The organism is Candidiatus Paracoxiella cheracis (assembly GCF_049348705.1).
GTDB classification, from domain to species: Bacteria; Pseudomonadota; Gammaproteobacteria; order Coxiellales; family Coxiellaceae; genus Paracoxiella; species Paracoxiella cheracis.
In genome coordinates, this window is record NZ_CP186485.1 from 741,454 (window position 1) to 762,981 (window position 21,528).

At 42.5% G+C, this 21,528-nt stretch carries 27 protein-coding genes, 1 tRNA gene and 2 pseudogenes; 9 read left to right on the plus strand and 21 right to left on the minus strand.

Translation table 11 applies throughout. The annotated features are described in order from the left end of the window. Window positions 1-42: 42 nt before the first annotated feature. Window positions 43-1,056, minus strand: coding sequence for a hypothetical protein (locus ACJMKR_RS03920; RefSeq protein ID WP_423063861.1), 1,014 nt, complete (start codon window positions 1,054-1,056; stop codon window positions 43-45). Between the two features lie 855 nt (window positions 1,057-1,911). Beyond that, a complete protein-coding gene (locus ACJMKR_RS03925; RefSeq protein ID WP_423063862.1) occupies window positions 1,912-2,082 on the minus strand; it encodes a Cro/CI family transcriptional regulator in 171 nt (56 codons plus the stop codon). A gap of 109 nt (window positions 2,083-2,191) precedes the next feature. On the opposite strand from ACJMKR_RS03925, the gene ACJMKR_RS03930 reads away from it, so the two are divergent. Continuing rightward, a complete protein-coding gene (locus tag ACJMKR_RS03930; protein ID WP_423063863.1) occupies window positions 2,192-2,563 on the plus strand; it encodes a helix-turn-helix domain-containing protein in 372 nt (123 codons plus the stop codon). A gap of 356 nt (window positions 2,564-2,919) precedes the next feature. Here the strand turns inward: ACJMKR_RS03930 and ACJMKR_RS03935 are convergent, their stop codons facing one another. Then, window positions 2,920-3,222 carry a hypothetical protein gene (locus ACJMKR_RS03935; RefSeq protein ID WP_423063864.1) on the minus strand — a complete coding sequence of 101 codons (303 nt, stop codon included), beginning with the start codon at window positions 3,220-3,222 and terminating at the stop codon, window positions 2,920-2,922. Window positions 3,223-3,629: 407 nt separating this feature from the next. Here ACJMKR_RS03935 and ACJMKR_RS03940 point away from each other — a divergent pair, with 407 nt between their 5' ends. From ACJMKR_RS03940 to ACJMKR_RS03950, 3 genes are read left to right on the plus strand one after another with little or no spacing between them, the layout of a single operon-like run. Beyond that, window positions 3,630-4,187, plus strand: a complete 558-nt coding sequence (locus ACJMKR_RS03940; RefSeq protein ID WP_423063865.1) for an ankyrin repeat domain-containing protein — start codon at window positions 3,630-3,632, stop codon at window positions 4,185-4,187. Between the two features lie 2 nt (window positions 4,188-4,189). Beyond that, window positions 4,190-4,666, plus strand: a complete 477-nt coding sequence (locus ACJMKR_RS03945) for a hypothetical protein (RefSeq protein WP_423063866.1) — start codon at window positions 4,190-4,192, stop codon at window positions 4,664-4,666. 11 nt (window positions 4,667-4,677) lie between these two features. Next, window positions 4,678-4,923, plus strand: coding sequence for a hypothetical protein (locus tag ACJMKR_RS03950; RefSeq protein WP_423063867.1), 246 nt, complete (start codon window positions 4,678-4,680; stop codon window positions 4,921-4,923). 454 nt (window positions 4,924-5,377) lie between these two features. Here the strand turns inward: ACJMKR_RS03950 and ACJMKR_RS03955 are convergent. The 15 genes and pseudogenes from ACJMKR_RS03955 to ACJMKR_RS04025 all read right to left on the minus strand — a co-directional run. Further along, window positions 5,378-5,605, minus strand: a pseudogene (locus ACJMKR_RS03955) (transposase); the annotation flags it as partial. A gap of 53 nt (window positions 5,606-5,658) precedes the next feature. After that, window positions 5,659-7,197, minus strand: a complete 1,539-nt coding sequence (locus ACJMKR_RS03960) for a transposase (protein ID WP_423062300.1) — start codon at window positions 7,195-7,197, stop codon at window positions 5,659-5,661. 99 nt (window positions 7,198-7,296) lie between these two features. Then, window positions 7,297-7,875, minus strand: coding sequence for a hypothetical protein (locus ACJMKR_RS03965; RefSeq protein WP_423063868.1), 579 nt, complete (start codon window positions 7,873-7,875; stop codon window positions 7,297-7,299). A 58-nt stretch (window positions 7,876-7,933) separates the two neighbouring features. After that, the gene (locus tag ACJMKR_RS03970) at window positions 7,934-8,167 is read right to left on the minus strand and encodes a hypothetical protein (protein WP_423063869.1); all 234 of its coding nucleotides are present in this window, start codon (window positions 8,165-8,167) and stop codon (window positions 7,934-7,936) included. Beyond that, window positions 8,167-8,568 (minus strand): hypothetical protein, encoded by a 402-nt coding sequence (locus tag ACJMKR_RS03975; protein WP_423063870.1) that lies wholly within the window; start codon window positions 8,566-8,568, stop codon window positions 8,167-8,169. The genes ACJMKR_RS03970 and ACJMKR_RS03975 overlap by 1 nt, the downstream gene beginning before the upstream one ends. Before the next feature lie 70 nt (window positions 8,569-8,638). Then, entirely contained in the window at window positions 8,639-8,872 is a 234-nt protein-coding gene (locus tag ACJMKR_RS03980; RefSeq protein WP_423063871.1) for a helix-turn-helix domain-containing protein, read from the minus strand. A 13-nt stretch (window positions 8,873-8,885) separates the two neighbouring features. Further along, complete coding sequence (locus tag ACJMKR_RS03985; protein ID WP_423063872.1) at window positions 8,886-9,338, minus strand: hypothetical protein; 453 nt, start codon at window positions 9,336-9,338, stop codon at window positions 8,886-8,888. 54 nt (window positions 9,339-9,392) lie between these two features. Beyond that, on the minus strand, window positions 9,393-9,926 hold the full coding sequence (locus tag ACJMKR_RS03990; RefSeq protein WP_423063873.1) for a hypothetical protein: 534 nt from the start codon (window positions 9,924-9,926) through the stop codon (window positions 9,393-9,395). A 202-nt stretch (window positions 9,927-10,128) separates the two neighbouring features. Then, window positions 10,129-10,593, minus strand: a complete 465-nt coding sequence (locus ACJMKR_RS03995; protein WP_423063874.1) for a hypothetical protein — start codon at window positions 10,591-10,593, stop codon at window positions 10,129-10,131. 17 nt (window positions 10,594-10,610) lie between these two features. After that, a complete protein-coding gene (locus ACJMKR_RS04000; protein ID WP_423063875.1) occupies window positions 10,611-11,480 on the minus strand; it encodes a hypothetical protein in 870 nt (289 codons plus the stop codon). A gap of 16 nt (window positions 11,481-11,496) precedes the next feature. Beyond that, a complete protein-coding gene (locus ACJMKR_RS04005) occupies window positions 11,497-12,399 on the minus strand; it encodes a YqaJ viral recombinase family protein (RefSeq protein WP_423063876.1) in 903 nt (300 codons plus the stop codon). Between the two features lie 12 nt (window positions 12,400-12,411). Continuing rightward, window positions 12,412-12,537: a hypothetical protein gene (locus tag ACJMKR_RS04010; protein WP_423063748.1), complete on the minus strand. Its 126-nt coding sequence runs from the start codon at window positions 12,535-12,537 to the stop codon at window positions 12,412-12,414. Beyond that, window positions 12,515-12,730 (minus strand): carbon storage regulator CsrA, encoded by a 216-nt coding sequence (gene csrA / locus ACJMKR_RS04015; RefSeq protein ID WP_423063749.1) that lies wholly within the window; start codon window positions 12,728-12,730, stop codon window positions 12,515-12,517. Before csrA ends, ACJMKR_RS04010 begins: the two co-directional genes overlap by 23 nt. Before the next feature lie 10 nt (window positions 12,731-12,740). Continuing rightward, window positions 12,741-13,205, minus strand: a complete 465-nt coding sequence (locus tag ACJMKR_RS04020) for a hypothetical protein (protein WP_423063877.1) — start codon at window positions 13,203-13,205, stop codon at window positions 12,741-12,743. A 16-nt stretch (window positions 13,206-13,221) separates the two neighbouring features. Next, window positions 13,222-13,815, minus strand: a complete 594-nt coding sequence (locus ACJMKR_RS04025; protein WP_423063878.1) for a phage antirepressor N-terminal domain-containing protein — start codon at window positions 13,813-13,815, stop codon at window positions 13,222-13,224. A gap of 179 nt (window positions 13,816-13,994) precedes the next feature. Between ACJMKR_RS04025 and ACJMKR_RS04030 the strand changes: the two are divergent. The 4 genes and pseudogenes from ACJMKR_RS04030 to ACJMKR_RS04045 all read left to right on the plus strand — a co-directional run. Further along, window positions 13,995-14,696 (plus strand): annotated as a pseudogene (locus tag ACJMKR_RS04030) (IS256 family transposase); the annotation flags it as partial. A 147-nt stretch (window positions 14,697-14,843) separates the two neighbouring features. Next, the gene (locus tag ACJMKR_RS04035; protein ID WP_423063879.1) at window positions 14,844-15,203 is read left to right on the plus strand and encodes a transposase; all 360 of its coding nucleotides are present in this window, start codon (window positions 14,844-14,846) and stop codon (window positions 15,201-15,203) included. 99 nt (window positions 15,204-15,302) lie between these two features. Then, on the plus strand, window positions 15,303-16,841 hold the full coding sequence (locus tag ACJMKR_RS04040) for a transposase (protein ID WP_423062352.1): 1,539 nt from the start codon (window positions 15,303-15,305) through the stop codon (window positions 16,839-16,841). Window positions 16,842-16,861: 20 nt separating this feature from the next. Further along, window positions 16,862-17,284 carry a hypothetical protein gene (locus ACJMKR_RS04045; protein WP_423063880.1) on the plus strand — a complete coding sequence of 141 codons (423 nt, stop codon included), beginning with the start codon at window positions 16,862-16,864 and terminating at the stop codon, window positions 17,282-17,284. A 93-nt stretch (window positions 17,285-17,377) separates the two neighbouring features. Here ACJMKR_RS04045 and ACJMKR_RS04050 read toward each other — a convergent pair. Both ACJMKR_RS04050 and ACJMKR_RS04055 read right to left on the minus strand, forming a co-directional pair. Continuing rightward, window positions 17,378-17,452 (minus strand) — tRNA-Asn (locus ACJMKR_RS04050). Between the two features lie 68 nt (window positions 17,453-17,520). Next, complete coding sequence (locus ACJMKR_RS04055; protein WP_423063881.1) at window positions 17,521-18,702, minus strand: pyridoxal phosphate-dependent aminotransferase; 1,182 nt, start codon at window positions 18,700-18,702, stop codon at window positions 17,521-17,523. 173 nt (window positions 18,703-18,875) lie between these two features. Between ACJMKR_RS04055 and uvrB the strand changes: the two genes are divergently transcribed. Next, window positions 18,876-20,894, plus strand: coding sequence for an excinuclease ABC subunit UvrB (uvrB, locus tag ACJMKR_RS04060; RefSeq protein WP_423064183.1), 2,019 nt, complete (start codon window positions 18,876-18,878; stop codon window positions 20,892-20,894). On the opposite strand, the gene ACJMKR_RS04065 is transcribed toward uvrB, so the two are convergent. After that, window positions 20,891-21,388, minus strand: coding sequence for a DUF2490 domain-containing protein (locus ACJMKR_RS04065; protein ID WP_423063882.1), 498 nt, complete (start codon window positions 21,386-21,388; stop codon window positions 20,891-20,893). The two genes, uvrB and ACJMKR_RS04065, sit on opposite strands and share 4 nt — an antisense overlap. Between the last annotated feature and the right edge of the window lie 140 nt (window positions 21,389-21,528).

A 21,528-nucleotide genomic window follows, 5' to 3' on the forward strand; every position in this document is an offset into this window, starting at 1 on the left:
TTTATCGTCCCGTAAGTACCGGGCGACTTCTTGCCTATTGTGTCAGAACAACGGTTCGTTGCGCTCGTAGAACTCAACACCTTGTCGCATAATGCGCTCGTAATTGCTTTCGGTTCGCTGTAGTCCATGTTTCATACCTCCTGTTGCTAAGTGGCTCAATACAAGCTTGTCTGCCTGCGCTATAAAGTTTTCAATCTTGTCAGCATTTCGAAAAATCAATCCTAAACCGTCATACACTTCATTGCGGTCGTTCTGGCCCATGTGAAATGCCGATTTAGAACAACCCGTGATCGCTTGTTTTAATTCGTCTTCAGTGAAGTTGAGTTTTAACCCTTTGCGAATATCACGCTTGCGCTTGTCATCCAGCTTTGCTCTGGGATGGTTCATAATGGCTTTCCAGTGCTCGAATATTCTTGTGATGACCGCAGCATCAGGATTAGATTTTCGTTGCTTCTGGGTGCTTGGTTGTGCGTTTAATTGTGCGTGTGGTTTTTGTTCTGTCTCCTCATGAGAATTATCCACAGGTAAGCTTTCATCGAATTTGACATTATTATTATTTAATCCTTTAGTATTAAATATATTACCGGATACCGGAGGTATGTCGGTTTTTGCATTTTTACCCGTGTCGCCTTTTTCAGAAAAAATATCACAACCTGCTGTTTCAGAATTACTTTTATCAAAACACAATGTGTCGCCTTTTTCCGAACAAAATGTGTCGGCTTTTTTCTGGACACACTCATCCGTAGACGCTAAACAGCACACCAAAACAAGATGATCCCTATCAATTTCTTGTAAAATTTTCACAATACCCCATTTCTCTAAACGCTTTATCATCCGTCTTAATTGCTGACGACCGTACCGGCTTGTTTTTTCTCCTGGGTGAGGCTCTTCATAAATTTCTTCCGACAATTGCTGATACGAAATCTTGCGTTTAACGCCTACAATGCCTGTTTTAAAATCCATGTAGGGTCGAATACCAAACGCATATAAGGCTTTGTACACACTTCGTTTGCCGTACAAGGCCGCTTTTTCTTCACTGTTTAATTTCCATTCCATAATGATTCAACCCTTATCCAACAACGCCACCCAAACACCCATCAGGATGAACTGGGTGGCTAGAATTAATAAAATGTTCACTCGGCTTCTCCCTAAACATTATTGCGACAAACGGCCAACCTCTTTTTCAATTCATCCGCATTTGACGCATCCCAAATCATGATGGCTGCGATAAAAAACGGTGCGCTGCACAGAAAAACAATTGCAAGGTTTTCGGATAACTCTAAAATGTCAACTCTCGCTGTTGTATCCCTATGTTTCATCCTGGCAAACTTCTAGCATCTTTTTTAATTCAACTGAGCCTGAGCTGTGATTAATCGCATGGTAGATGCATGCTTTTTCAACGGGTGATGGCTTATCAAATGTTTTAAACAGAAGATTCAATGAGGCAGCTACGATTAAAAATATCATTAGAGGCATGAGGTCAAGAAGGCAATCTCTCATATCGTCTCTCCGAAGCCGCAAAAGCCTCGCGGCACTAGAAAAGCTAAACCCCGCACCGCCGAACTTACCCAAAGCCCAATGACGCGATAGTTGGGCTTAAGCCTTAGCGACTGGGCTGGTGGTAGCGCTCGAGCTTTGTTCAAAATCTGACGAACTCGTAATGGAAAGGCTCTTACCCCTCCAGACAGCAAGATTCCGGCGCGCTTACTGGGATTCAAACCATAAATAAGATAAGATTGCTGCCTGCCCATGTTTTCGGTAAGATGTGAGCATGTTTGTAGGATATTTCTTGCAAAGTGGAATTGGGCTGTTTTGCGCAAATGTAGACAGAGGTTATCATTATCATAAGAGATTCTACTAAACCCACGTAAGAAAACTCTTAAAATATTACTAGCCATCTTCTGTTAACTCCTAAGCACGAAACTGTCCTTTCGTCAAACTTTCAATTTGGTAGGAACGGCCAAGTGGGATGTTCTTCCATTGATGTATCGCCTGAGGCTTTATATTTAGTGCTTTTTCCGTAGGAGAGATACCCCCAAAATATTGAACTACCCTATGAAAATGCGAAGCTGAATATTTCATTCATCTAATTGTAAGTATGCTTTCGCATAAAAGTCAATAGGTAAGCATACTTTCTGATAAAAAATGTAAGATCTTTTACAATAGCAGCGAGGCAATATGAGGCAATATTATGAAATTTGGTAAACGTTTTCGATCCTTACGGGCAACCTCTTGTGGCAATCAGGAGGGCTTGGCCAAAAAAATAGGCATTAGTCGGGTTGCCGTTTCCCAGTGGGAAGACGAAAAAGTTCAAAAAATATCATTAGACCCTTTCTTGCGTGCATGCGCAATTTTTGGCGTAAATCCATATCATTTAAGATACGGAAGCGATGTAAAAAAATATATACCCGAATATAACCCTGTAAAGATGTTTGGTGAATTTCAAGGTAATCAATCTTTAGAAATAGAGATAAACAAAAAAATAAATCGTATTAACTCATTGCTAGAAAAAATATCTACTGAAACAGAGGAATTAAAGTCTATCCTTTGTAAAATATCCTAATTGATTGTTGGTGAACCGGCGTGCCGCTTATGCGCGTGATAGATTTTTACCCTCCTTGGAAAAAATCGACTCGCAAGCACACTAATAGAGTTAAATATTACTGCTAGTGTTCAAGAAAACCAGCATACCTGACTCGACGCCGCCTAAAGATTTTTGCCACTCGCTACGCTGCCTACGGAACTCCGTTCCTTCGGCACTCCGCTCTGTCAAAAATCGGCGGCTGCCGCGGAATACTCGCCATCGGCTTCGCCTCTCCATGGCTCGCATCGTAGCACATTTAGGATATTTTTTAAGAGCCGGTTCACCCTACCCCAAGATGTTCCGGACCTTAATTTAAAGTCGTCAATAAAATATTTTTAAAATCCATCTTCTCCGGTATTGTTATTACCAAAATTATCAGAATAACTGCGGGAGTGTAAGCTTCCTCTTTCCCCCTCATCATATCCTGGTGTTCTATGACCTTCTTCTCCAGTATAGGGGTTTACATTCCCTTTGCTTGAATAGTTATCATAACTATCACCATCGGGATTACTACGATAATGTGGCGCAACATAAGTTCCATTAGATCGCGTATAGCCATGCACGTATACATCAGCAAATACAGCGGCATTGACGCTTAGTAAAGTTGCGGTTACAAGTATTATAAGTACCTTTTTCATATATTTTCCTTTTTGTTTGTTTTTTGAGCAATGGGTTCAGCTCACTTTTTGTCTGCTTAATTGATTTTTGTATACTGAATACATTTTTCCCAATCATTCAGTCACATGAGCCTGCCATGGTATATCTTAATCATCTAGTTCACAAACAAAATCTCTTAAAAAATACCACTCATTCTTAGCAAAGAAAAAAATCTTACGCAAAATGTAAATTTAATTGATTTTTTTTGAAAGTATATTTACAATTTTACTAAAGTTTACGAAACAGGAACCCCAAACATGGAACTTGACAGGAAAATGACCAGCTTAACACACGACTCTACCGAACACCCTGACGATTACTGGGAAGACTACGACAGCGCAGAGCTGTAGTGTCTAGGAATTGAACAATAGGAATAAGGAACAGGAATATGGAAAACACAACCGAAAATAAAAATGCAGCTCTAACAGGCGCCGCTAAGCGTGGCCACCTCGAATATGTGAAATCTCTCATTGAGAACGGTGCTGATATTCATGCCGATGATGATTATGCGCTGAGATTGGCTGCCTATAGCGGTCATCTCGACGTGGTGAAGTATCTCGTTGATAACGGCTCTGATATTCATGCTTACGATGATTATGCGCTGAGATGGGCTGCTGAAAACGGCTATCTCGACGTTGTGAAATATCTCGTCGAGAACGGTGCTGATATTCATGCTTGGGATGATTGTGCGCTGGCATGGGCTGCTGCAATCGGTCATCTCGATGTCGTGAAATATCTCGTCGAGAACGGTGCTGATATTCATGCCGATGATGATTGCGCGCTGGAATGGGCTGCTGAAAACGGCAATATCGACGTGGTGAAATATCTCGTCGAGAACGGCGCTGATATTCATGCCGATGATGATTATGCGCTGAGATTGGCTGCTCGAAATGGTCATTTTGAGGTGGCGAAGTATCTCACTGCACTGGTGAGTGAAAAGGAGTAATCATGCCAGCAACACTAAAAAACATCATTGACCGCATTCATAGCAGACTGGAATACGAGCGCACGGCTTATCCCGATGTAGAGAAAACGTATTTAAAAATCCACCCCAGTGATTACACCGAATATGTAAAGCACGAGGGTCATGCAGATTTTTATTTTACATACACAGAGGGTGCAAAAACGCGCAAAGTGATTATCTCTCTCTATCCGCTGGGTCAATGCGCTGCAATGAATATGGCGGCCCCTTATTACAAACGGTTGCGACAGATTACGAGCGAAGCAACAGTGCATGATTCAAAGAAAACCACGATTGCGCTGGGCGATATAAAAAACATGCTGGATGACAGTATTCATGCGATTGACCGCATGAGTGGTGACTATCCCAGGGAATTATTGCTGCACATGCGCGATTACGCTTCGTACGTTAACACAACCGGAAAAACAACATATCGCGGCATTACGTTGCAACAATATATATAGAGGAAAACAACATGCCAAAGCGTGACCCACTTAAGAATATGAAAGCAATGCTAGATCGCTATATTGCACGGTTTGAAAGTGATTCGGGCGTTAGACCAAAACGCATTGCGCTGTCCGCAAAAGATTACGACACATACTTCGACATAGAACGCAAGGTGACGTATGCAGGGGTGGTATTACAGCGGCATAAAGAAGTGTGTATGCATGGGCACAAAGATAACGGCATCAATGATGCTGATAAAAAACGAATACTGTAACCAATTTAATGATAAGGAGACAACCATGAAAGATTCATTGAGATTCGTGATGCTTAGGCAAAGGCAGTCTCCAAAAATTACTTTGTTTTTATTGACAAAACGACATGGCTTGGAGTATCGTGATGGAGAGTGTTTGAAACCACTAACCAATAGCGGAATATCCGCCCCGTCAGATCAGCGGATATTTTTATGCCTAGCGTTTGGTGCTAGGTGCGGCAAAGCGGTAACGCCTGCTACTCGACTATTGGCGAGGTTTCAACACCTAGCACCACTTTTTGAAACGAAGTGGTTATTTGAAACATTAACCAATAGGAAATCCATCGGGACTGTTTATTAGTTTGTGTAAATCGCGTCAGTCAGAATTATGAATCAGCCATTGTGTTAACTGATTTTTTAATTTTATCAAAAACTACATTGCGTTCAAATTAATTTCCTCTCTTATGAATTTTAAGTTTTATACAAAATCCGCCAGGCGATCTTCAAACATAAGGGCAAAACGATTCATGGCGGCACCCCAGTCTCGAATCGGCATGGTCCATTTTTTGGCTATATTTTTTAACCCTAAATAGAGTTGTTTTAAAGCGGCATCGTCCGACGGAAAAACTCGTTTATTTTTAATAACTTTTCGGATACTCATGTTCAGTGATTCAATAGCGTTAGTGGTATATTGGACTTTGGATAAATAAAATCCCTTGCCAGTTAGGACAATAATCAAAAAATGTGAGTTTCTAAATCTTAAGCTGTTTTTTGCAGCAATTCGTAGAATTTCTCAGGTGTAAAATTTATTTTATCCAACCATGATTTTACTATCCCAATCAAATCCTCTATTTTTTCAGGGTCTGAGTTTTGCGTCTTTTCTTCAGTCCTCTGAATCGTTTTAATTTTTGAGTTGCTATTTTTGAAAATAGCAGGATGTCGCGTGCGTTTCCCCTGCGTATCACCTTTGGTTCTGCCTTGCGGATTACCGCGTGGTTTGCAGAGATTAGCAGGCGTGCCAACGGTATCAAGCACCGTAGAAAAACCCCGTTGCGTTTGTGAAGGGGTCGCAGTTATTGATGGTTTTTCGTTATCCACTTGGAAGCTCGGCAAATACCGCTCCCATTTTTTCGGTAAAATCGGGGCAAGATTCCTCGCTAGATAAAGTTGCGTATACGCTAATGCTGTCATCCGCCACCAATCTTCTTCGTGCTTAACATCCGGTGTTTGGTATCGGTCAAATAACAGTTTGTCTTTACCAAAACGAAAGTAGTGTTCAATGTCATAGCGTCTATCGTAATAGTGATAGGCTTCTAATGCTGTGATTTCATTACGTCGTTCACCAGCGAGTCCTAACCAGAGTGGATTTTTATATAAAGATTTACCGTTAGCATCAACCGCAACCAATTGCACAACAGTAACAGGATGCTCATATCCTTTAAATTGCTTTGAACCACGCAGTAATTGGTCACGCCATATTTTAATCTCCAATTGGTAAGTTTTGCCACTGCGGGTTGTAATGGGTTGCTGCACAATCTCATCGGATTCACGGTGAGTCGTGCTGTCGTTTAGTTTCATCGCATCACCATAGCGTTTTATACTTCCTGAGGTATTATCTTCTATTGATGCGGGCGCGAAAACATTACGGGTACTGTTAAAACGGAAAAGATGTACCCAATTGGGATTTTCGCTAACCAGTTTACGGCAAGCTTCTGTACCATATTTTGAATCAGCCACGCTAACCACCAATTTATGAGTAAGCGCTAAGTCTGCAATACAACGGTTAATTTGCTGCATCCCAACTACATTGCCTTTTTCATCGCTTTTAACGCGCCTCGTATCCAGTGGAACTAACCAATGCTTTTCTTGAGCTGCACCATCATTGGGCAATAGTGATACCGTTGAATATTCATGTCCAATGGTAATCGGTTTGTTACCCGGTGCTGGATTAGGGCTGTAAACCACATGGCGATCTTCAACACAGTGTGCACTTTGACGCGACTGTGGTGTCGTATCCGCAATAATGATCACACGGTCATCGCTATGACTCACATGTTCATATTGTATTTTCATCATGCTATCCCAACAATTTGCTACCGACAAACCATCGCTAATCGCATCGGTAATACTACTGTATTCACGTTCAAAGTATGGCGATTCACATAATTCTATGGGTGTTTTGCAGCGATGGCCATGGCTTGAAAGGGCATCGAGTAAATTCATATTGGCATCGCGTCGCGCGGGGAAGATGTTGTAGAGGAATGTACGGAATTGTTTTAGTTTTTCTGTCGCTAACATCGTTTGTTCCTTATTTTATTTTTTCGAACAAACGTTGTTTACAACGTAAAATTTTTTTTCGGTTTCTATGTCAAGCAATTTTTAATTATTTTTATAAATTTATCCAAAGTCCAACATATGGATGATCTCTGTTCGCCTTGCCCGACATAAATACGACAACTCCATAAAAAGTGGAATATAACCCGTAGCCAGATTCAATACCAATTCGTATTCCTGGTCTTCTATGTAACGCTGCCGAGGTTTTTCCCTGTAAAGCTTAACGCCCTGGCAAGGGTTGTCCGTAACATCATCAAATCGTTCGCGGCCCCAATTAAAGACTGCCTTTAAAAACTGCACATGGCGATTTGCATAAACTTTTTTTCTAGATCGACTATCAAGGTATTTTCGTATTACTTTTTGGGTAATACGCGAAATATCTACATCGCCAAATAATTTACCATTGCTTAGCTTAGTCTTTAAAAGTGTTCTCGCATACTTTTCATACGCGATCTGCGTGTTCTTCCTTTTTTCTTTAAATTGTTTGCTATCTAAAAATTTATTCACTAACCAGTATAGAGTATTAGAGGTTCTCCCAAGCAATCTTTCATACTCCTGATGAACTTTCGATAATGGGGCGTCTCCTTTAGCCAGCACGATTTCTTTGCCAAATTGTCCATTACCCAAATAGGTCTTATACACATACCTTCCTTTCGACAAATACACATATTTTGGTAGTTGCTGATTTTTCTTTTTACGATTACGCCCCATGTTCAAAATCTACGTCAAAATTTAGATTATCTTCCAGTGCGGCATTGATAGCTGTCGCTGTCGTACAAATTTTTTTGCCAGTCACCTCAAAAAAACGAATGCCTTTTTTCTGCAAGCATCTTCTAAGCGCTCCGCGTTGCTTAATACCAAGCCATTGCTTAAGGGCTTCTTCGCAAACCAACTCACTATTTGATAGGAATGCAGTGTTAGCAGGCGTTTCCATCACTCAGCATCCTTACAACGGTTGATAAAATCGATATTAAATGGCTGCACACTATTTTCCTGATGCAGGATAGCGTCAATCAATCGTGGAAATTGTGCGCGTGGTATAGCAACACCCTGAACCCATCGCATATAACGATAGATAGTATCAATATAAGACCGCGTATCATTTTCGGTAGGAGGCGCCCAGCGTGAAATGATGTCATCAATAGTCGTTAAATGATATTTTTCTCGATAGATTTCCAGAATCTTAAAAATAGCCCGTATGCCATACTCCACCGACACAAACTGGCAAAAGTCAGGGTCGGTTTGGTCTTCTGCTAATCCCAGCCAGGGTTCACCGTGACGGATATTGCCAGGGTTGTTATTTCGAAAGCCTCTTGCTTCATTGTTCAGGTTCATTTTAAGTTCTCCTCATGCTAGTTAGCTGGGGCACCATCGCTAGACAACGCCCCAAGGCTTAAAATTATTTTCATTGCGCACAAGTTTTTACTTCAATCAATTCATAGCGCGCATACCAAACAGTACGTCCCATTTTGTTTGTGTAGCTCTCTTTTGTAGTTCGGATGCTGTAACCTCCGTCACGCAAATCTTTAATCCGAGCAGCCAAACGATAAATGCCATAATGCAGCATCGCCTCTCTGGCCGTAATGGGCCGTTTCTGCAAATGCTTTAAAATGATTTTATTTTGACTGTTACAACTCATCGTGATTTCTCCTCTACTGAGAAACGGATTTCATTAATGTTTCAAAAAAGGGTCGTGCAAATTCCCGTACTTTTAACCGAAAATAATAATCGGGTTCTTTCAATGCCTCTTTGACGGTGTTATAAAATGCAAACGCCATCTCATCGGGGATGCCCATTTCTTTTTTCAATAACGCATCGTAAACGTCTCGGTTGAACCGGTAATCCTCAATATCCTTATATGCGAGTAGATAGCCCCATATCTTTGCGTGTTTGTCATCCAAGCAGGTGTGCTTAAACACATCGCGCCAATCATAGAGGACAGTCACGTTTTCAATGCTGATGGTTTTATCTTGATTCGTGAGCGTCATACAAAAAGCCGCGTCTAGCGCATAGGCTATTTGTTCATCCGCGTTAAACTCACTCGTTACCGATAACGTTGCGTGCGTGATACTCATATGCTCAATTAACAACTCGTCCTGTTTCATGGGAGTCCTCCTTAATTTTTTATAAAAGCCATCCGTGGCTCTGATATCCATCAATTAAAACGAAACGCTCATTTTTACATTCGCGCCGTTATGCCCGTTACTGGGTTGCCACGCAAATGCACCACCGATGCTAAAGCGTTTCCCAATAGGCACATTCAGTCCCACCTGCATCGCTTCTTTTTGTTTTTGAAAGAAGTTATCGAACTCGACATAGGGGATGACACCTTTGAACACATACGCATTCATGCCCACGTCATACCCGACGAGTGATAGCCACTGTTTATTGTTAGTCGGTACGCGGTTATAATTGACCTCAGCATACGGACGGATATAGCCAGCGTTGTCCGTAATGCCAGCAGTCGCACCGTAACTCCAGCGGCTGTGATCATAGCGTGTCGTGTTGACGGAGGTGTAGAGATTGGGGTTTAGGTTGTACTGCACACCAAACTCATAACCTAAATCGAGATTGCTAATAGTCGTAGGAATCTCGGGATTGAGGGTTAGCACTTCCGTCTTCACATTCCAATGCTGAAACGCCAAAGCGTTCAAGCTGATGCCCAACAGGGCAATGGGTAAGTATTTTTTCATGTTGATTTCTCCTGTGTTGTTGTTAAGATTAAATCGTTCTATTCAGTAATTTCTGTATAAAAATGCTTCCTAAAAGTATTCGCAAAATGATTTTTATCTTTTTCACCACATTCATCCTATTTAAAAAAGCGCGACTACAGCGTTATCAGTCATCGAACCCCAGATATTGAGGTTCAAATGCGCTGGAGTCGCACTAACCGGTTTAGAATGGTATATCCTCATCGAAATTCCCATTGTCTATTTGTCGTGACGCGGTAGCTGAATTCGTTTGTACCTTTTTTACTGTGTCACCTGCAATATAATCTTTAACACCCATACGATCTTTATAATCAGGGTTTTTAGATTTCTGCCACGCCAGTTCACAGCGACCTTTTTTATTGTCATAGTTCGCTGCATACGTTTCGCCTCGCTCATAGACTTCGGGTTCACCGACCGCATCCCAAAAATGTTTGAGCTTATAAGCCACTTTCGAATCAGGAACGAGATAATCGGTAACAAATCCAACTGCACCGGTAGCATCGGTGACCTCGAGCGTCAACTTAAACATTTCGTTTCCTGCTCCTGAAACTTCCTCGGACACTTCTTTAACAAGAAAGGTGGCTGGGCCTTCTTCAAGTTTTCGTTTCAAATCATCCAGTTCTTCTTCGGTATAGACACGGTGTTGCATTTTATTGTCTCCTGTAGTTAAGCGGCTTTCGCCATGGTGTTAGCTGAGGAATCTTTTGCTTTCAGCTCATCGACCAATGCTTGCGCGCGGTCAACGGGCTTTTCTACTGGCGTTGATTCGACTGTTTTTTCTGGATATTTTTTATCAATCCAATTGAGACAGCCTTGGGTTTGCTTCGCATTGAGCTCATTAATGCTGCTGACATGAGCGGCATCTATCCAGCGCTGCACGACTGAGTCATGAATACGATGGAGCTTAATAAGTTGCTGTAATCGCGCATTAGCCTTGCTCTCGTTGGGTGTAACAGGCTCAACAGATTCGTCAATATAAGTTGCTTCAATCGCAGGGCTTGCGTCTGCTGTTGATGCAACATTTTTAATGGGGCGGTAATCTTCAACTTCTTCGCGCACTTGCAATCCCTTTAAAGCATCGGGAAACACATCACGAATCGCAAAAGCTCGAGCACGCATTTGTAGCATACGTTCAGGATAGGTTAGCCAGACATTTTTACCCCACAATCCAGCGCGTTCTGCATCCGCTTTGCTGAACGTTTTCGTATGAGGGGATTGGTTTTTGCGTTTAACGGTACAGGTAGCGACATTATTTTTTATGGTTTCCTGAATATCTTCAAATTCGGGATGACTTTTGACTAAGGCCAATAGCGTATCGCCCCAAATACAATAACGTCCATTAATAAAGGCAATGTTCTGTAGCGATTGCACATAATCCAATCCCAAATTAGCCCCGATCACCATCGCGCAAAAAACTTCTGCGGGCTTGCCTCTAAATTCCTTTGGTACAAAACTGGTTTTTGCTAGCATCTCAGCGATGCTTTTTGCATCATCAAAATTCTGTGGTTGGTAAACTTGTAATAATTGATTATTCATAATACTTCTCCCTATTTTATTTGACGCAAAATGCCCGTGTGGGTTCACGCCTCAATTGATACTGCTTAAATAAATCGGGATTCGTTTTTTTGAGCGCTTGACTATCAAAATAAGCAGCGCCTTTGCGCTCCCGATAGGTAGCGAGTGTTACGCCTTCTGAATCGACTAAGCGTTCATGACCTTCCATGCAAACAACTAAGCGATCTTTAAGTTTGGCTTCCTCTTCTTTGAGTGCTTTATTTTGTGCCTTTATAGCTTTATAACGCTCAAGTGCTTGTTGAGCTTCGCTGTCAGCAACCTTGGCTTCCCACTGAAGGGATTTATACAATCGTTTGCAGTCTTCTGCATTGATAGGTTCTGGTGGAATACGCTTAAGTACGAAATCATTCCAAAACCTCACAGCACGTTCTTCAATAATCGCCTCTAACTCAGCATTGCGTTGATACGTATAAATCACATGTTCACAACTTTCGCGAAAAAAGACCGCGACATCGACTTTCTCAGCATCGGCAATACTGGCATAATGCGCGACTTGGAACAGGTAGGCCTCAGGAATCTCATTCGTACCAGGCTCACCCCAAAGAGGAGAGCGTGACGCCGTTTTGCATTCAATAATAATGTTACTGTTTTTGACTTTGCCGTCGATATTGGCAAAAAGGAAATCGTATTGGGGATGGTAGAGCGTATCGCAATCGCTTAGGATTTCGCAGCGTTGACTTTGCTCATAGTGCCGAATAATAATCGGCTCAAAATCCTGTCCAAACTGCATGAATGCATTAGACTCATCAACAATAGCGTCACTTGTTTTTTCCTCGTACACATCAAGTGGTGTTTTGTAGCGAGAAAATCCTAAAATGGCACCAATATCCGTACCCCCTAAACCGTTTTTTCGTTGTTTTTTTTGTGCCTCGGTCAGCATGATGAATCTCCTTTATGCCTGATGAATAATCCCAATAAACTGATGGGCTATTTTTTTAATATCACGGCGATAGCGAAACCACCGCGTCCATGGGTATTCTTTTTTTAACCGCTGTTCAGCAGTTACCTGATCTTTCATAAAGCGTTCCATTTTCTTTTTTCTCCTGATTTTTTAAGTAAATCTCTTCTCGGTGCACAGGGATATCCCTAGGGGCACTAATGCCTAACCGGACATAACATCCATAATGATGTTGTTCGACATCCAGCACGGTGACCGTGACTTCATCGCCTATTTTTATTCGTTCACCGATTCGTCGGCCTAGAATTAGCATCTGTCTCTCCTTAGGCGGCCAAGCGCTCTTTGTGGTATTCGATGGCCGCGTCTGCTGCGCGCTCTTTTTGGATTTCGCTATCTGCATCGAGTGCTTCATCAATGGCATTGCGCGCAGCAGCAATATCGTCTTCGAGTTCGCCGATCTTGTGGCGCAAACTCTCTACCTCAGGAATATCTGCATAGGCTGTCATTCCGTCCATGCGTTGATAGGTGTTTTGGACAGCGTTCCACAATAAATCCAAGAGCTTGTGGCCATCATTCTCAATATCAAAATCGACTTTTGCTCGCGTTAACTGAAATAACAGTTTGGATGGCGAGTTGAATTTTTCTTGAAGCAGTCGAATGCGCTGATGCAAAAAATAAATCTCAAAAGCCATGCGCGCATCGGCATCTTCTGTTTGGTTATAATGATCAAAAATAGCTTGTGAATTACTACTGTCGTAGGCTTCTACTAATGTGAATGAATCTTTCATGGTTGTCTCCCTGTGATTAATGGTTGGTTCCGATTAAAAATTGAGTGTGGTATTTTTCTTCGAGTTCTTGTCGCGTTGCATCGGCAATCTTGAGTAAATTAATTGCTTCATTGAGTAAATGCATTGCAGCATCAACTCGGTTCCACAGATTTGCTAAATCAACGCGTGACATTAAAATCATTTGCTGATTAATCGCATCAGTAATCGTTTGAATTAATGGAGTCACATCGGTAGTGAGCGCCAGATTTTTTTGAGCCGGCGCTGTATTAGCGTTTTTGGATTGCCAGTAATGAAACAAGGCTTGGTAGCATTCTTTCTTGTAGAGCAGCACTGCTTCTCTAGCTTGTGCATTTCGGATACGGCGGTCATTAATAGTGAACAACCAGCCGTTGAGCATGTCTAGTGGGAGTAAAATCATTTTTCGTAGTTTGCCGTCTTCAGCAACCGTTCTTGTTACACGAACGGTTGAGCGTAAGACCGCATCACGCTTGCTTCTTTCAAATTGACTACCCCAAGCCAGACCTAAAATTTCACATATAGGGCGAACTGCAGCATGGGGTTTACTATCAATTAAGCAGGTTGGAATGCTAGTTCCGTGAAAGGGAACCATAGAGACGGTTGTGTCCATGATGGATTGGGTCTGTAAATAAGATTGTGTAAATGCGATAGTCAGGGAAAGGTCGTTAAAATTATACGGAGTCTTTGACTATGGCAATGAAAACCAATAAATTAGATCCACAGGTTGTGGAATATTTTCTCAAACATACCAAGACCGCATCTGATATTTTCGGTGATACTGGTTTGTTAAAGGAGTTAAAAAAGGCACTGACGGAGCGTATTCTGGAAGGGGAGCTGACGGACGCGCTGGGTTATGCAAAACACGAAGTGTCTGGCAACAATAGTGGTAATTCCCGCAATGGGCACAGCCAAAAAACGATCAAAACAACAGATGGCGAGATGACCATTGAGGTTCCTCGTGATCGTAACAATGAGTTTGTACCGCAATTGATTCCAAAACATCAAACCCGCTTTGATGATTTGGATGACAAAATTATGAGTCTTTATGCACGGGGTATGACTACCCGTGATATTCAAGATCAGTTGAAAGATTTGTATGGCACAACTATTTGTTCGAGTCTCATTTCTACAGTAACCAACGAAGTGATTGAAGAAGTGAAGGCTTGGCAAAGTCGTCCGTTGGACAAGGTGTATCCGATTGTGTATTTGGACGCTTTAGTGATTAAAGTGCAGCAAGATAAAAAGGTTATCAATAAGGCATTGTATTTGGCTTTAGGAATTAATATCGATGGGCAAAAAGAATTGCTAGGTATTTGGATTAGCCAAAATGAGGGCGCTAAATTCTGGTTGAATGTATTAACGGAGTTAAAAAATCGAGGCCTAGAAGATATCCTGATTTGTTGCGTTGACGGGCTAACGGGCTTTCCTGATGCGATTGGCGCTGTGTATCCTAACACTCAAGTACAGCTTTGCCAAGCGTGTCGCGATGCTCGTGATAGATTATTGCCATCCCTGTCAATAATCGACTCGCAATACGCGACAACTTAAATAGCCGCGGACGTCCTCGTCGCCCGCGCTCCGCGACCTCACGGCTCGACTACGCACGGGCTCTCAAATGACTTGACGGCTCGTAAAGATTTTTTGCAGTCGCTTACGCTCGGCAAAAAATCCGAGCCTACCGCGGAATACGCGCCTTCGCTTCGCTCTCCATGGCGCGCATCGATTGTACACATGGTGCGGAATTCATTGCGCTATGTGGGTTGGAAAAAGAAAAAAGAAGTGGCCGCTGACTTAAAAGCTATTTATTCGGCCAGTACGGTTGAAGAAGCAGAATTGGCGCTGACGAGTTTCTCTGAGAAATGGGATGCTGAATTTCCCTCGATTGCCAAAAGTTGGTTGACTCATTGGGAGCGCATTGTGCCATTTTTTGCTTATCCGGCAGAAATTCGGAGGGTGATTTATACCTTGGACTTTGGATAAATTTATAAAAATAATTAAAAATTGCTTGACATAGAAACCGAAAAAAAATTTTACGTTGTAAACAACGTTTGTTCGAAAAAATAAAATAAGGAACAAACGATGTTAGCGACAGAAAAACTAAAACAATTCCGTACATTCCTCTACAACATCTTCCCCGCGCGACGCGATGCCAATATGAATTTACTCGATGCCCTTTCAAGCCATGGCCATCGCTGCAAAACACCCATAGAATTATGTGAATCGCCATACTTTGAACGTGAATACAGTAGTATTACCGATGCGATTAGCGATGGTTTGTCGGTAGCAAATTGTTGGGATAGCATGATGAAAATACAATATGAACATGTGAGTCATAGCGATGACCGTGTGATCATTATTGCGGATACGACACCACAGTCGCGTCAAAGTGCACACTGTGTTGAAGATCGCCATGTGGTTTACAGCCCTAATCCAGCACCGGGTAACAAACCGATTACCATTGGACATGAATATTCAACGGTATCACTATTGCCCAATGATGGTGCAGCTCAAGAAAAGCATTGGTTAGTTCCACTGGATACGAGGCGCGTTAAAAGCGATGAAAAAGGCAATGTAGTTGGGATGCAGCAAATTAACCGTTGTATTGCAGACTTAGCGCTTACTCATAAATTGGTGGTTAGCGTGGCTGATTCAAAATATGGTACAGAAGCTTGCCGTAAACTGGTTAGCGAAAATCCCAATTGGGTACATCTTTTCCGTTTTAACAGTACCCGTAATGTTTTCGCGCCCGCATCAATAGAAGATAATACCTCAGGAAGTATAAAACGCTATGGTGATGCGATGAAACTAAACGACAGCACGACTCACCGTGAATCCGATGAGATTGTGCAGCAACCCATTACAACCCGCAGTGGCAAAACTTACCAATTGGAGATTAAAATATGGCGTGACCAATTACTGCGTGGTTCAAAGCAATTTAAAGGATATGAGCATCCTGTTACTGTTGTGCAATTGGTTGCGGTTGATGCTAACGGTAAATCTTTATATAAAAATCCACTCTGGTTAGGACTCGCTGGTGAACGACGTAATGAAATCACAGCATTAGAAGCGTATCACTATTACGATAGACGCTATGACATTGAACACTACTTTCGTTTTGGTAAAGACAAACTGTTATTTGACCGATACCAAACACCGGATGTTAAGCACGAAGAAGATTGGTGGCGGATGACAGCATTAGCGTATACGCAACTTTATCTAGCGAGGAATCTTGCCCCGATTTTACCGAAAAAATGGGAGCGGTATTTGCCGAGCTTCCAAGTGGATAACGAAAAACCATCAATAACTGCGACCCCTTCACAAACGCAACGGGGTTTTTCTACGGTGCTTGATACCGTTGGCACGCCTGCTAATCTCTGCAAACCACGCGGTAATCCGCAAGGCAGAACCAAAGGTGATACGCAGGGGAAACGCACGCGACATCCTGCTATTTTCAAAAATAGCAACTCAAAAATTAAAACGATTCAGAGGACTGAAGAAAAGACGCAAAACTCAGACCCTGAAAAAATAGAGGATTTGATTGGGATAGTAAAATCATGGTTGGATAAAATAAATTTTACACCTGAGCAATTCTACGAATTGCTGCAAAAAACAGCTTAAGATTTAGAAACTCACATTTTTTGATTATTGTCCTAACTGGCAAGGGATTTTATTTATCCAAAGTCCAACATATGGAGCGTGCTGATATTAAAGAAGAGGGGGTTCATCTCAGAAGGGCGAAAGGTTCAAAAGATGAAGTGACATTATGGACATCTCGATTGGAAAAGGTGATACGAGCGGCAAAGCGGTATCATAAGGATGTCATCAGTTCGTACTTGATTCATGACAAAGATGGGCTGCCAATACAAGAAGAGGCGTTTACATCGGCTTGGCAGCGTTTGATGAAGAGGGCGCTCAAACATGGCTTGAAGGAGCGTTTTACGTTTCATGACATTAAGGCAAAGGGTGTTAGCGATCATGAAAAGAAACACAGCGGTCATCATTCTGACAGGATGAAGCGAGTTTATGATCGTAAAGTTGAGCATATTGAGAGCACGCGATGATGGTTTTTTAGGAATTTTTTTAGGAAAATCGCAGACGGCTAAAATACAAGCAAGGCGGAATTTATTTAAAACATTGATTTATATATTGAATTTTGGCTCCCCGGGAGGGACTTGAACCCCCGACCAAGTGATTAACAGTCACCTGCTCTACCACTGAGCTACCGGGGAACGGTGCTCGTTCGAGTTAAGAGCCGCTATGTTAGCGATGCTCGGTTCAAGCGTCAACCTATTCGCGCTTATTTCACCATAATTGGTGCGAGGCGCTCTAGGGCCTTGTTCAATTTTTCTTCACTTGTCGCGTAAGAGATACGAATGTATCCTGATGCGCCAAAGGGTGTGCCGGGTACGACGGCCACGTTGGCTTCGTTCAAGATATGTTTAGCGAGTTCAATGTCAGAGCTTAGCTTCAGTCGTTGCATGGTCTTGGTGACATCGATGAACGAGTAAAATGCACCATCGGAAGGAATGCAGCTCACACCGTTCATGCTTTTCAGTTTTTCAATCACTAAGGCATTGCGTTTTTGATAAGCCTCAACCATGTATAAGTATTTGCTGCGGTCGAATTCTAGGGCTGTTTTCGTCGCCACTTGCGCAATCGAATTTGGGCATCCTGTGCTTTGTGATTGGATTTTTTTCATCGCTTGAATAATTTCAGCAGGACCCGCCGCATAACCAATGCGCCAACCCGTCATCGCATACGCTTTTGAGGCGCCGTTAACGATGATCGTGCGATTGCGTAATTCTGGGCATACATTCAATAAATTCGCAAACGTGCCGTTCCACAAAATATATTCATAAATGTCATCGGACATGATGATAATTTTCGGATGCTTTAATAAAACATTTGCCAATGCTTTTAATTCCGCCGCGGTATACGCCATTCCAGTTGGGTTGCGTGGGCTATTGATTATAAATAATCGCGTCTTAGGTGTGATCGCTGCTTCTAATTGTTGCGCCGTAATTTTAAAATGCTGATCAATGCCAGCACTTATTTCCACCGGAATTCCTTCTGCCATTTTGACAATTTCCGGGTAGCTCACCCAATAGGGTGCGGGAATAATGGCTTCATCACCAGGGTTAAGTACAGACAGTGCGCAGTTATAAATACTTTGTTTGGCGCCTGAGCTGACAACGATTTCTTTTAAATCATAATCAAGTTGGTTGTCGCGTTTGAATTTGTTGACGATGGCCTCTTTCAAGGGCACGTAACCATCAACATTCGTATATTTCGTGAAGTTGTCATGAATGGCTTGGATGGCTGCTTCTTTAATGGCGTCTGGTGTCGCAAAGTCAGGCTCGCCTTGACTTAAATTAATAATGTCCCGACCTTGGCTTTTTAACTCACGAGCTAGCGCGCCGACGGCTAGGGTGGCGGAGGGTTCAATTTTTTTAGTGCGTTCTGATAGCTCTGTTGTCATGGATTTACTCCTTGTTTGTGAGGCATTAATGTAGCTGAAAATGGCAAAACGTGCTAGTCGCGTATGGGGTGAATTCCACAGAAGAAGGGGTATGGCTTTTGAATAATATACGCATCCCAGATGACATGTCATAATGACCTGCATATCGCATGACCTTGAAGACAGAATTTATCATGAAAAAACGCTTCGAACTCACATCGCAATTCCAGCCCAGCGGCGACCAACCTCAGGCTATTCAAAAGCTTGTGGAAGGGCTGACCGATGGGCTCGCATACCAAACCCTCTTAGGAGTCACTGGATCGGGTAAGACCTTTACCATTGCGAACGTCATTCAAGAGGTGCAGCGCCCGGCGATCATCATGGCGCCGAATAAAACGCTAGCCGCGCAGTTTTACGCCGAGATGCGTGAGTTTTTCCCACACAATGCCGTTGAGTATTTCGTTTCTTATTACGACTATTATCAACCGGAAGCCTACGTGCCAAGCAGCGATACGTATATCGAAAAGGATGCGGCGATTAGCGAACATATCGAACAGATGCGCCTGTCGGCAACAAAGGCTTTATTAGAGCGCGAAGACACGATCATTGTGGCGACGGTGTCTGCAATTTATGGTTTGGGTGATCCGGATACATATTTAAACATGGTGTTGCACATCAGTCGCGGTGAGCAAATTGATCAGCGCAGTATTTTGCATCGTTTGGCAGAAATGCAATACAAACGTAATGACGTTGAACTGCATCGCGCGACTTATCGCGTGCACGGCGATGTTATTGATATTTATCCCGCTGATTCTGAGCGTGAGGCGGTGCGTGTTGAATTGTTCGATAATGAAGTCGAAAATATTAGTTTTTTTGATCCGCTGACGGGGCATGTGTTGCGCAAAGTGCCGCGCGTGACTATTTTCCCTAAAACTCATTATGTCACTCCGCGACAAAAATTATTAGACATGATCGATGAGATTAAAATCGAATTAAAAGACCGTCTCGATGTTTTAGAAAAAGCGAATAAATTAGTAGAGCGGCAGCGACTCGAGCAACGCACCAAATTCGATATTGAAATGATTGTGGAACTTGGTTATTGCTCAGGCATTGAAAATTACTCGCGCTATTTATCCGGTCGTGCAGCGGGTGAGCCGCCGCCAACGTTAATGGATTATTTACCCAAAAACGCCTTAATGATTATCGATGAATCGCACGTCACGATTCCGCAAATTGGTGGCATGTATCGCGGTGATCGTGCGCGTAAAGAAACATTGGTGGAATACGGTTTTCGGTTACCATCGGCGTTAGACAATCGACCTTTGCGTTTTGATGAGTTTGAACAATTAGCACCGCAAATGATTTTTGTATCGGCAACGCCGAGCACCTATGAAGCTGAGCATGCAGATAATGTAGTAGAATTATTAGTGCGCCCTACGGGATTAATTGATCCAGAAGTTGAAATACGTCCCGTGGCAACACAGGTTGACGATTTGTTGTCGGAAATTAAAAAGCGCGTGGTGCAAAAAGAACGTGTGTTGGTAACGACATTGACGAAACGCATGGCAGAGGATTTAACTGAATATTTGAGTGAACACGGTGTTAGCGTGCGTTATTTGCATTCGGACATTGACACAGTTGAGCGTGTCGAAATTATTCGTGATTTACGTTTGGGGGCTTTTGATGTTTTGGTCGGAATTAATTTATTGCGCGAAGGTTTAGATATTCCTGAGGTGTCGTTAGTAGCAATTTTAGATGCTGATAAAGAAGGTTTTTTACGATCCGAGCGATCCTTGATTCAAACGATGGGGCGTGCTGCACGAAATATTCACGGTAAAGCTATTTTGTATGCAGATCGGATGACAAATTCGATGGACCGTGCGCTTAAAGAAGCAGAGCGTCGTCGTAAGATTCAAAAAGCGTATAATAAAAAACACAACATCACGCCAACAGGAATCAAGAAAGCAATCAGCGATATTATGGAAGGCGCTCGTGACCATACTGAAAAAGGTCGTTTTATTGATAAGGCACAAATGGTAGCAGAGGAGGAGGCCGAATATATTGCGATGCCACCTAAAAAACTTGCGAAATATCTGCGAGACCTCGAAGAGCAAATGTTTCGTCATGCGCGAGATTTGGAGTTTGAAGAAGCGGCTATGCTGCGCGATAAAATTGAAGCGATCAGAAAAGGGGTTTTAGAAATTAAAAATTAAAAAAAGTTGAATGATAAAAATAAAACATGATTCATCACATTTCGAGGAGTTGTTAATACTAATTGATTCAAATAACCAATGCTCCAGACAAAAGTGTTTTTTGCATTAGGAATCTCAAATCCTAAAAAGAGTCGGTTTTGCTCTAAAGTATCAGGGCTGACCCAGACAGGATGGTTTAAGTTAAAAAACATCTCATCAGAAATAACAGGCGTTACCCTATCTCTAATTGTGTTTGTGAATTTAAGGATAAATTTTTGTCGCACTTGTAAATTAAGCCCATGTTCATCTAAATCATCAATCTGCTCGAATCGTGTGCGCAGTGCTATTTCTAAATGATTGTGTCTGATTGGCGTCCATAAGAATTGTTGCCAAAATCGTTGTTCGTACTCTATCGATGCGCGCCATGGAGAGCGAAGCGAAGGCGCGTATTCCGCGGTAGGCTCGGATTTTTTGCCGAGCGTAAGCGACTGCAAAAAATCTTTACGAGCCGTCAAGTCATTTGAGAGCCCGTGCGTAGTCGAGCCGTGAGGTCGCGGAGCGCGGGCGACGAGGACGTCCGCGGCTATTTAAGTTGTCGCGTATTGCGAGTCGATTATTGACAGGGATGGCAATAATCTATCACGAGCATCGCGAC

Excerpts from the sequence above, each read along its gene's own strand:
- ACJMKR_RS03975 (WP_423063870.1), bottom strand. The coding sequence starts at position 8,568 with ATGAACCTGAACAATGAAGCAAGAGGCTTTCGAAATAACAACCCTGGC.
- ACJMKR_RS03930 (WP_423063863.1), top strand. The coding sequence starts at position 2,192 with ATGAAATTTGGTAAACGTTTTCGATCCTTACGGGCAACCTCTTGTGGC.
- ACJMKR_RS03970 (WP_423063869.1), bottom strand. The coding sequence starts at position 8,167 with ATGGAAACGCCTGCTAACACTGCATTCCTATCAAATAGTGAGTTGGTT.
- ACJMKR_RS04005 (WP_423063876.1), bottom strand. The coding sequence starts at position 12,399 with ATGCTGACCGAGGCACAAAAAAAACAACGAAAAAACGGTTTAGGGGGT.
- ACJMKR_RS03980 (WP_423063871.1), bottom strand. The coding sequence starts at position 8,872 with ATGAGTTGTAACAGTCAAAATAAAATCATTTTAAAGCATTTGCAGAAA.
- ACJMKR_RS03990 (WP_423063873.1), bottom strand. The coding sequence starts at position 9,926 with ATGAAAAAATACTTACCCATTGCCCTGTTGGGCATCAGCTTGAACGCT.
- ACJMKR_RS04055 (WP_423063881.1), bottom strand. The coding sequence starts at position 18,702 with ATGACAACAGAGCTATCAGAACGCACTAAAAAAATTGAACCCTCCGCC.
- ACJMKR_RS03940 (WP_423063865.1), top strand. The coding sequence starts at position 3,630 with ATGGAAAACACAACCGAAAATAAAAATGCAGCTCTAACAGGCGCCGCT.
- csrA (WP_423063749.1), bottom strand. The coding sequence starts at position 12,730 with ATGCTAATTCTAGGCCGACGAATCGGTGAACGAATAAAAATAGGCGAT.
- ACJMKR_RS04010 (WP_423063748.1), bottom strand. The coding sequence starts at position 12,537 with ATGAAAGATCAGGTAACTGCTGAACAGCGGTTAAAAAAAGAATACCCA.
- ACJMKR_RS03985 (WP_423063872.1), bottom strand. The coding sequence starts at position 9,338 with ATGAAACAGGACGAGTTGTTAATTGAGCATATGAGTATCACGCACGCA.
- ACJMKR_RS04040 (WP_423062352.1), top strand. The coding sequence starts at position 15,303 with ATGTTAGCGACAGAAAAACTAAAACAATTCCGTACATTCCTCTACAAC.
- ACJMKR_RS04020 (WP_423063877.1), bottom strand. The coding sequence starts at position 13,205 with ATGAAAGATTCATTCACATTAGTAGAAGCCTACGACAGTAGTAATTCA.
- ACJMKR_RS03995 (WP_423063874.1), bottom strand. The coding sequence starts at position 10,593 with ATGCAACACCGTGTCTATACCGAAGAAGAACTGGATGATTTGAAACGA.
- ACJMKR_RS03935 (WP_423063864.1), bottom strand. The coding sequence starts at position 3,222 with ATGAAAAAGGTACTTATAATACTTGTAACCGCAACTTTACTAAGCGTC.
- ACJMKR_RS03960 (WP_423062300.1), bottom strand. The coding sequence starts at position 7,197 with ATGTTAGCGACAGAAAAACTAAAACAATTCCGTACATTCCTCTACAAC.
- ACJMKR_RS03925 (WP_423063862.1), bottom strand. The coding sequence starts at position 2,082 with ATGAAATATTCAGCTTCGCATTTTCATAGGGTAGTTCAATATTTTGGG.
- ACJMKR_RS04025 (WP_423063878.1), bottom strand. The coding sequence starts at position 13,815 with ATGGTTCCCTTTCACGGAACTAGCATTCCAACCTGCTTAATTGATAGT.
- uvrB (WP_423064183.1), top strand. The coding sequence starts at position 18,876 with ATGAAAAAACGCTTCGAACTCACATCGCAATTCCAGCCCAGCGGCGAC.
- ACJMKR_RS04000 (WP_423063875.1), bottom strand. The coding sequence starts at position 11,480 with ATGAATAATCAATTATTACAAGTTTACCAACCACAGAATTTTGATGAT.
- ACJMKR_RS03950 (WP_423063867.1), top strand. The coding sequence starts at position 4,678 with ATGCCAAAGCGTGACCCACTTAAGAATATGAAAGCAATGCTAGATCGC.
- ACJMKR_RS03920 (WP_423063861.1), bottom strand. The coding sequence starts at position 1,056 with ATGGAATGGAAATTAAACAGTGAAGAAAAAGCGGCCTTGTACGGCAAA.
- ACJMKR_RS03945 (WP_423063866.1), top strand. The coding sequence starts at position 4,190 with ATGCCAGCAACACTAAAAAACATCATTGACCGCATTCATAGCAGACTG.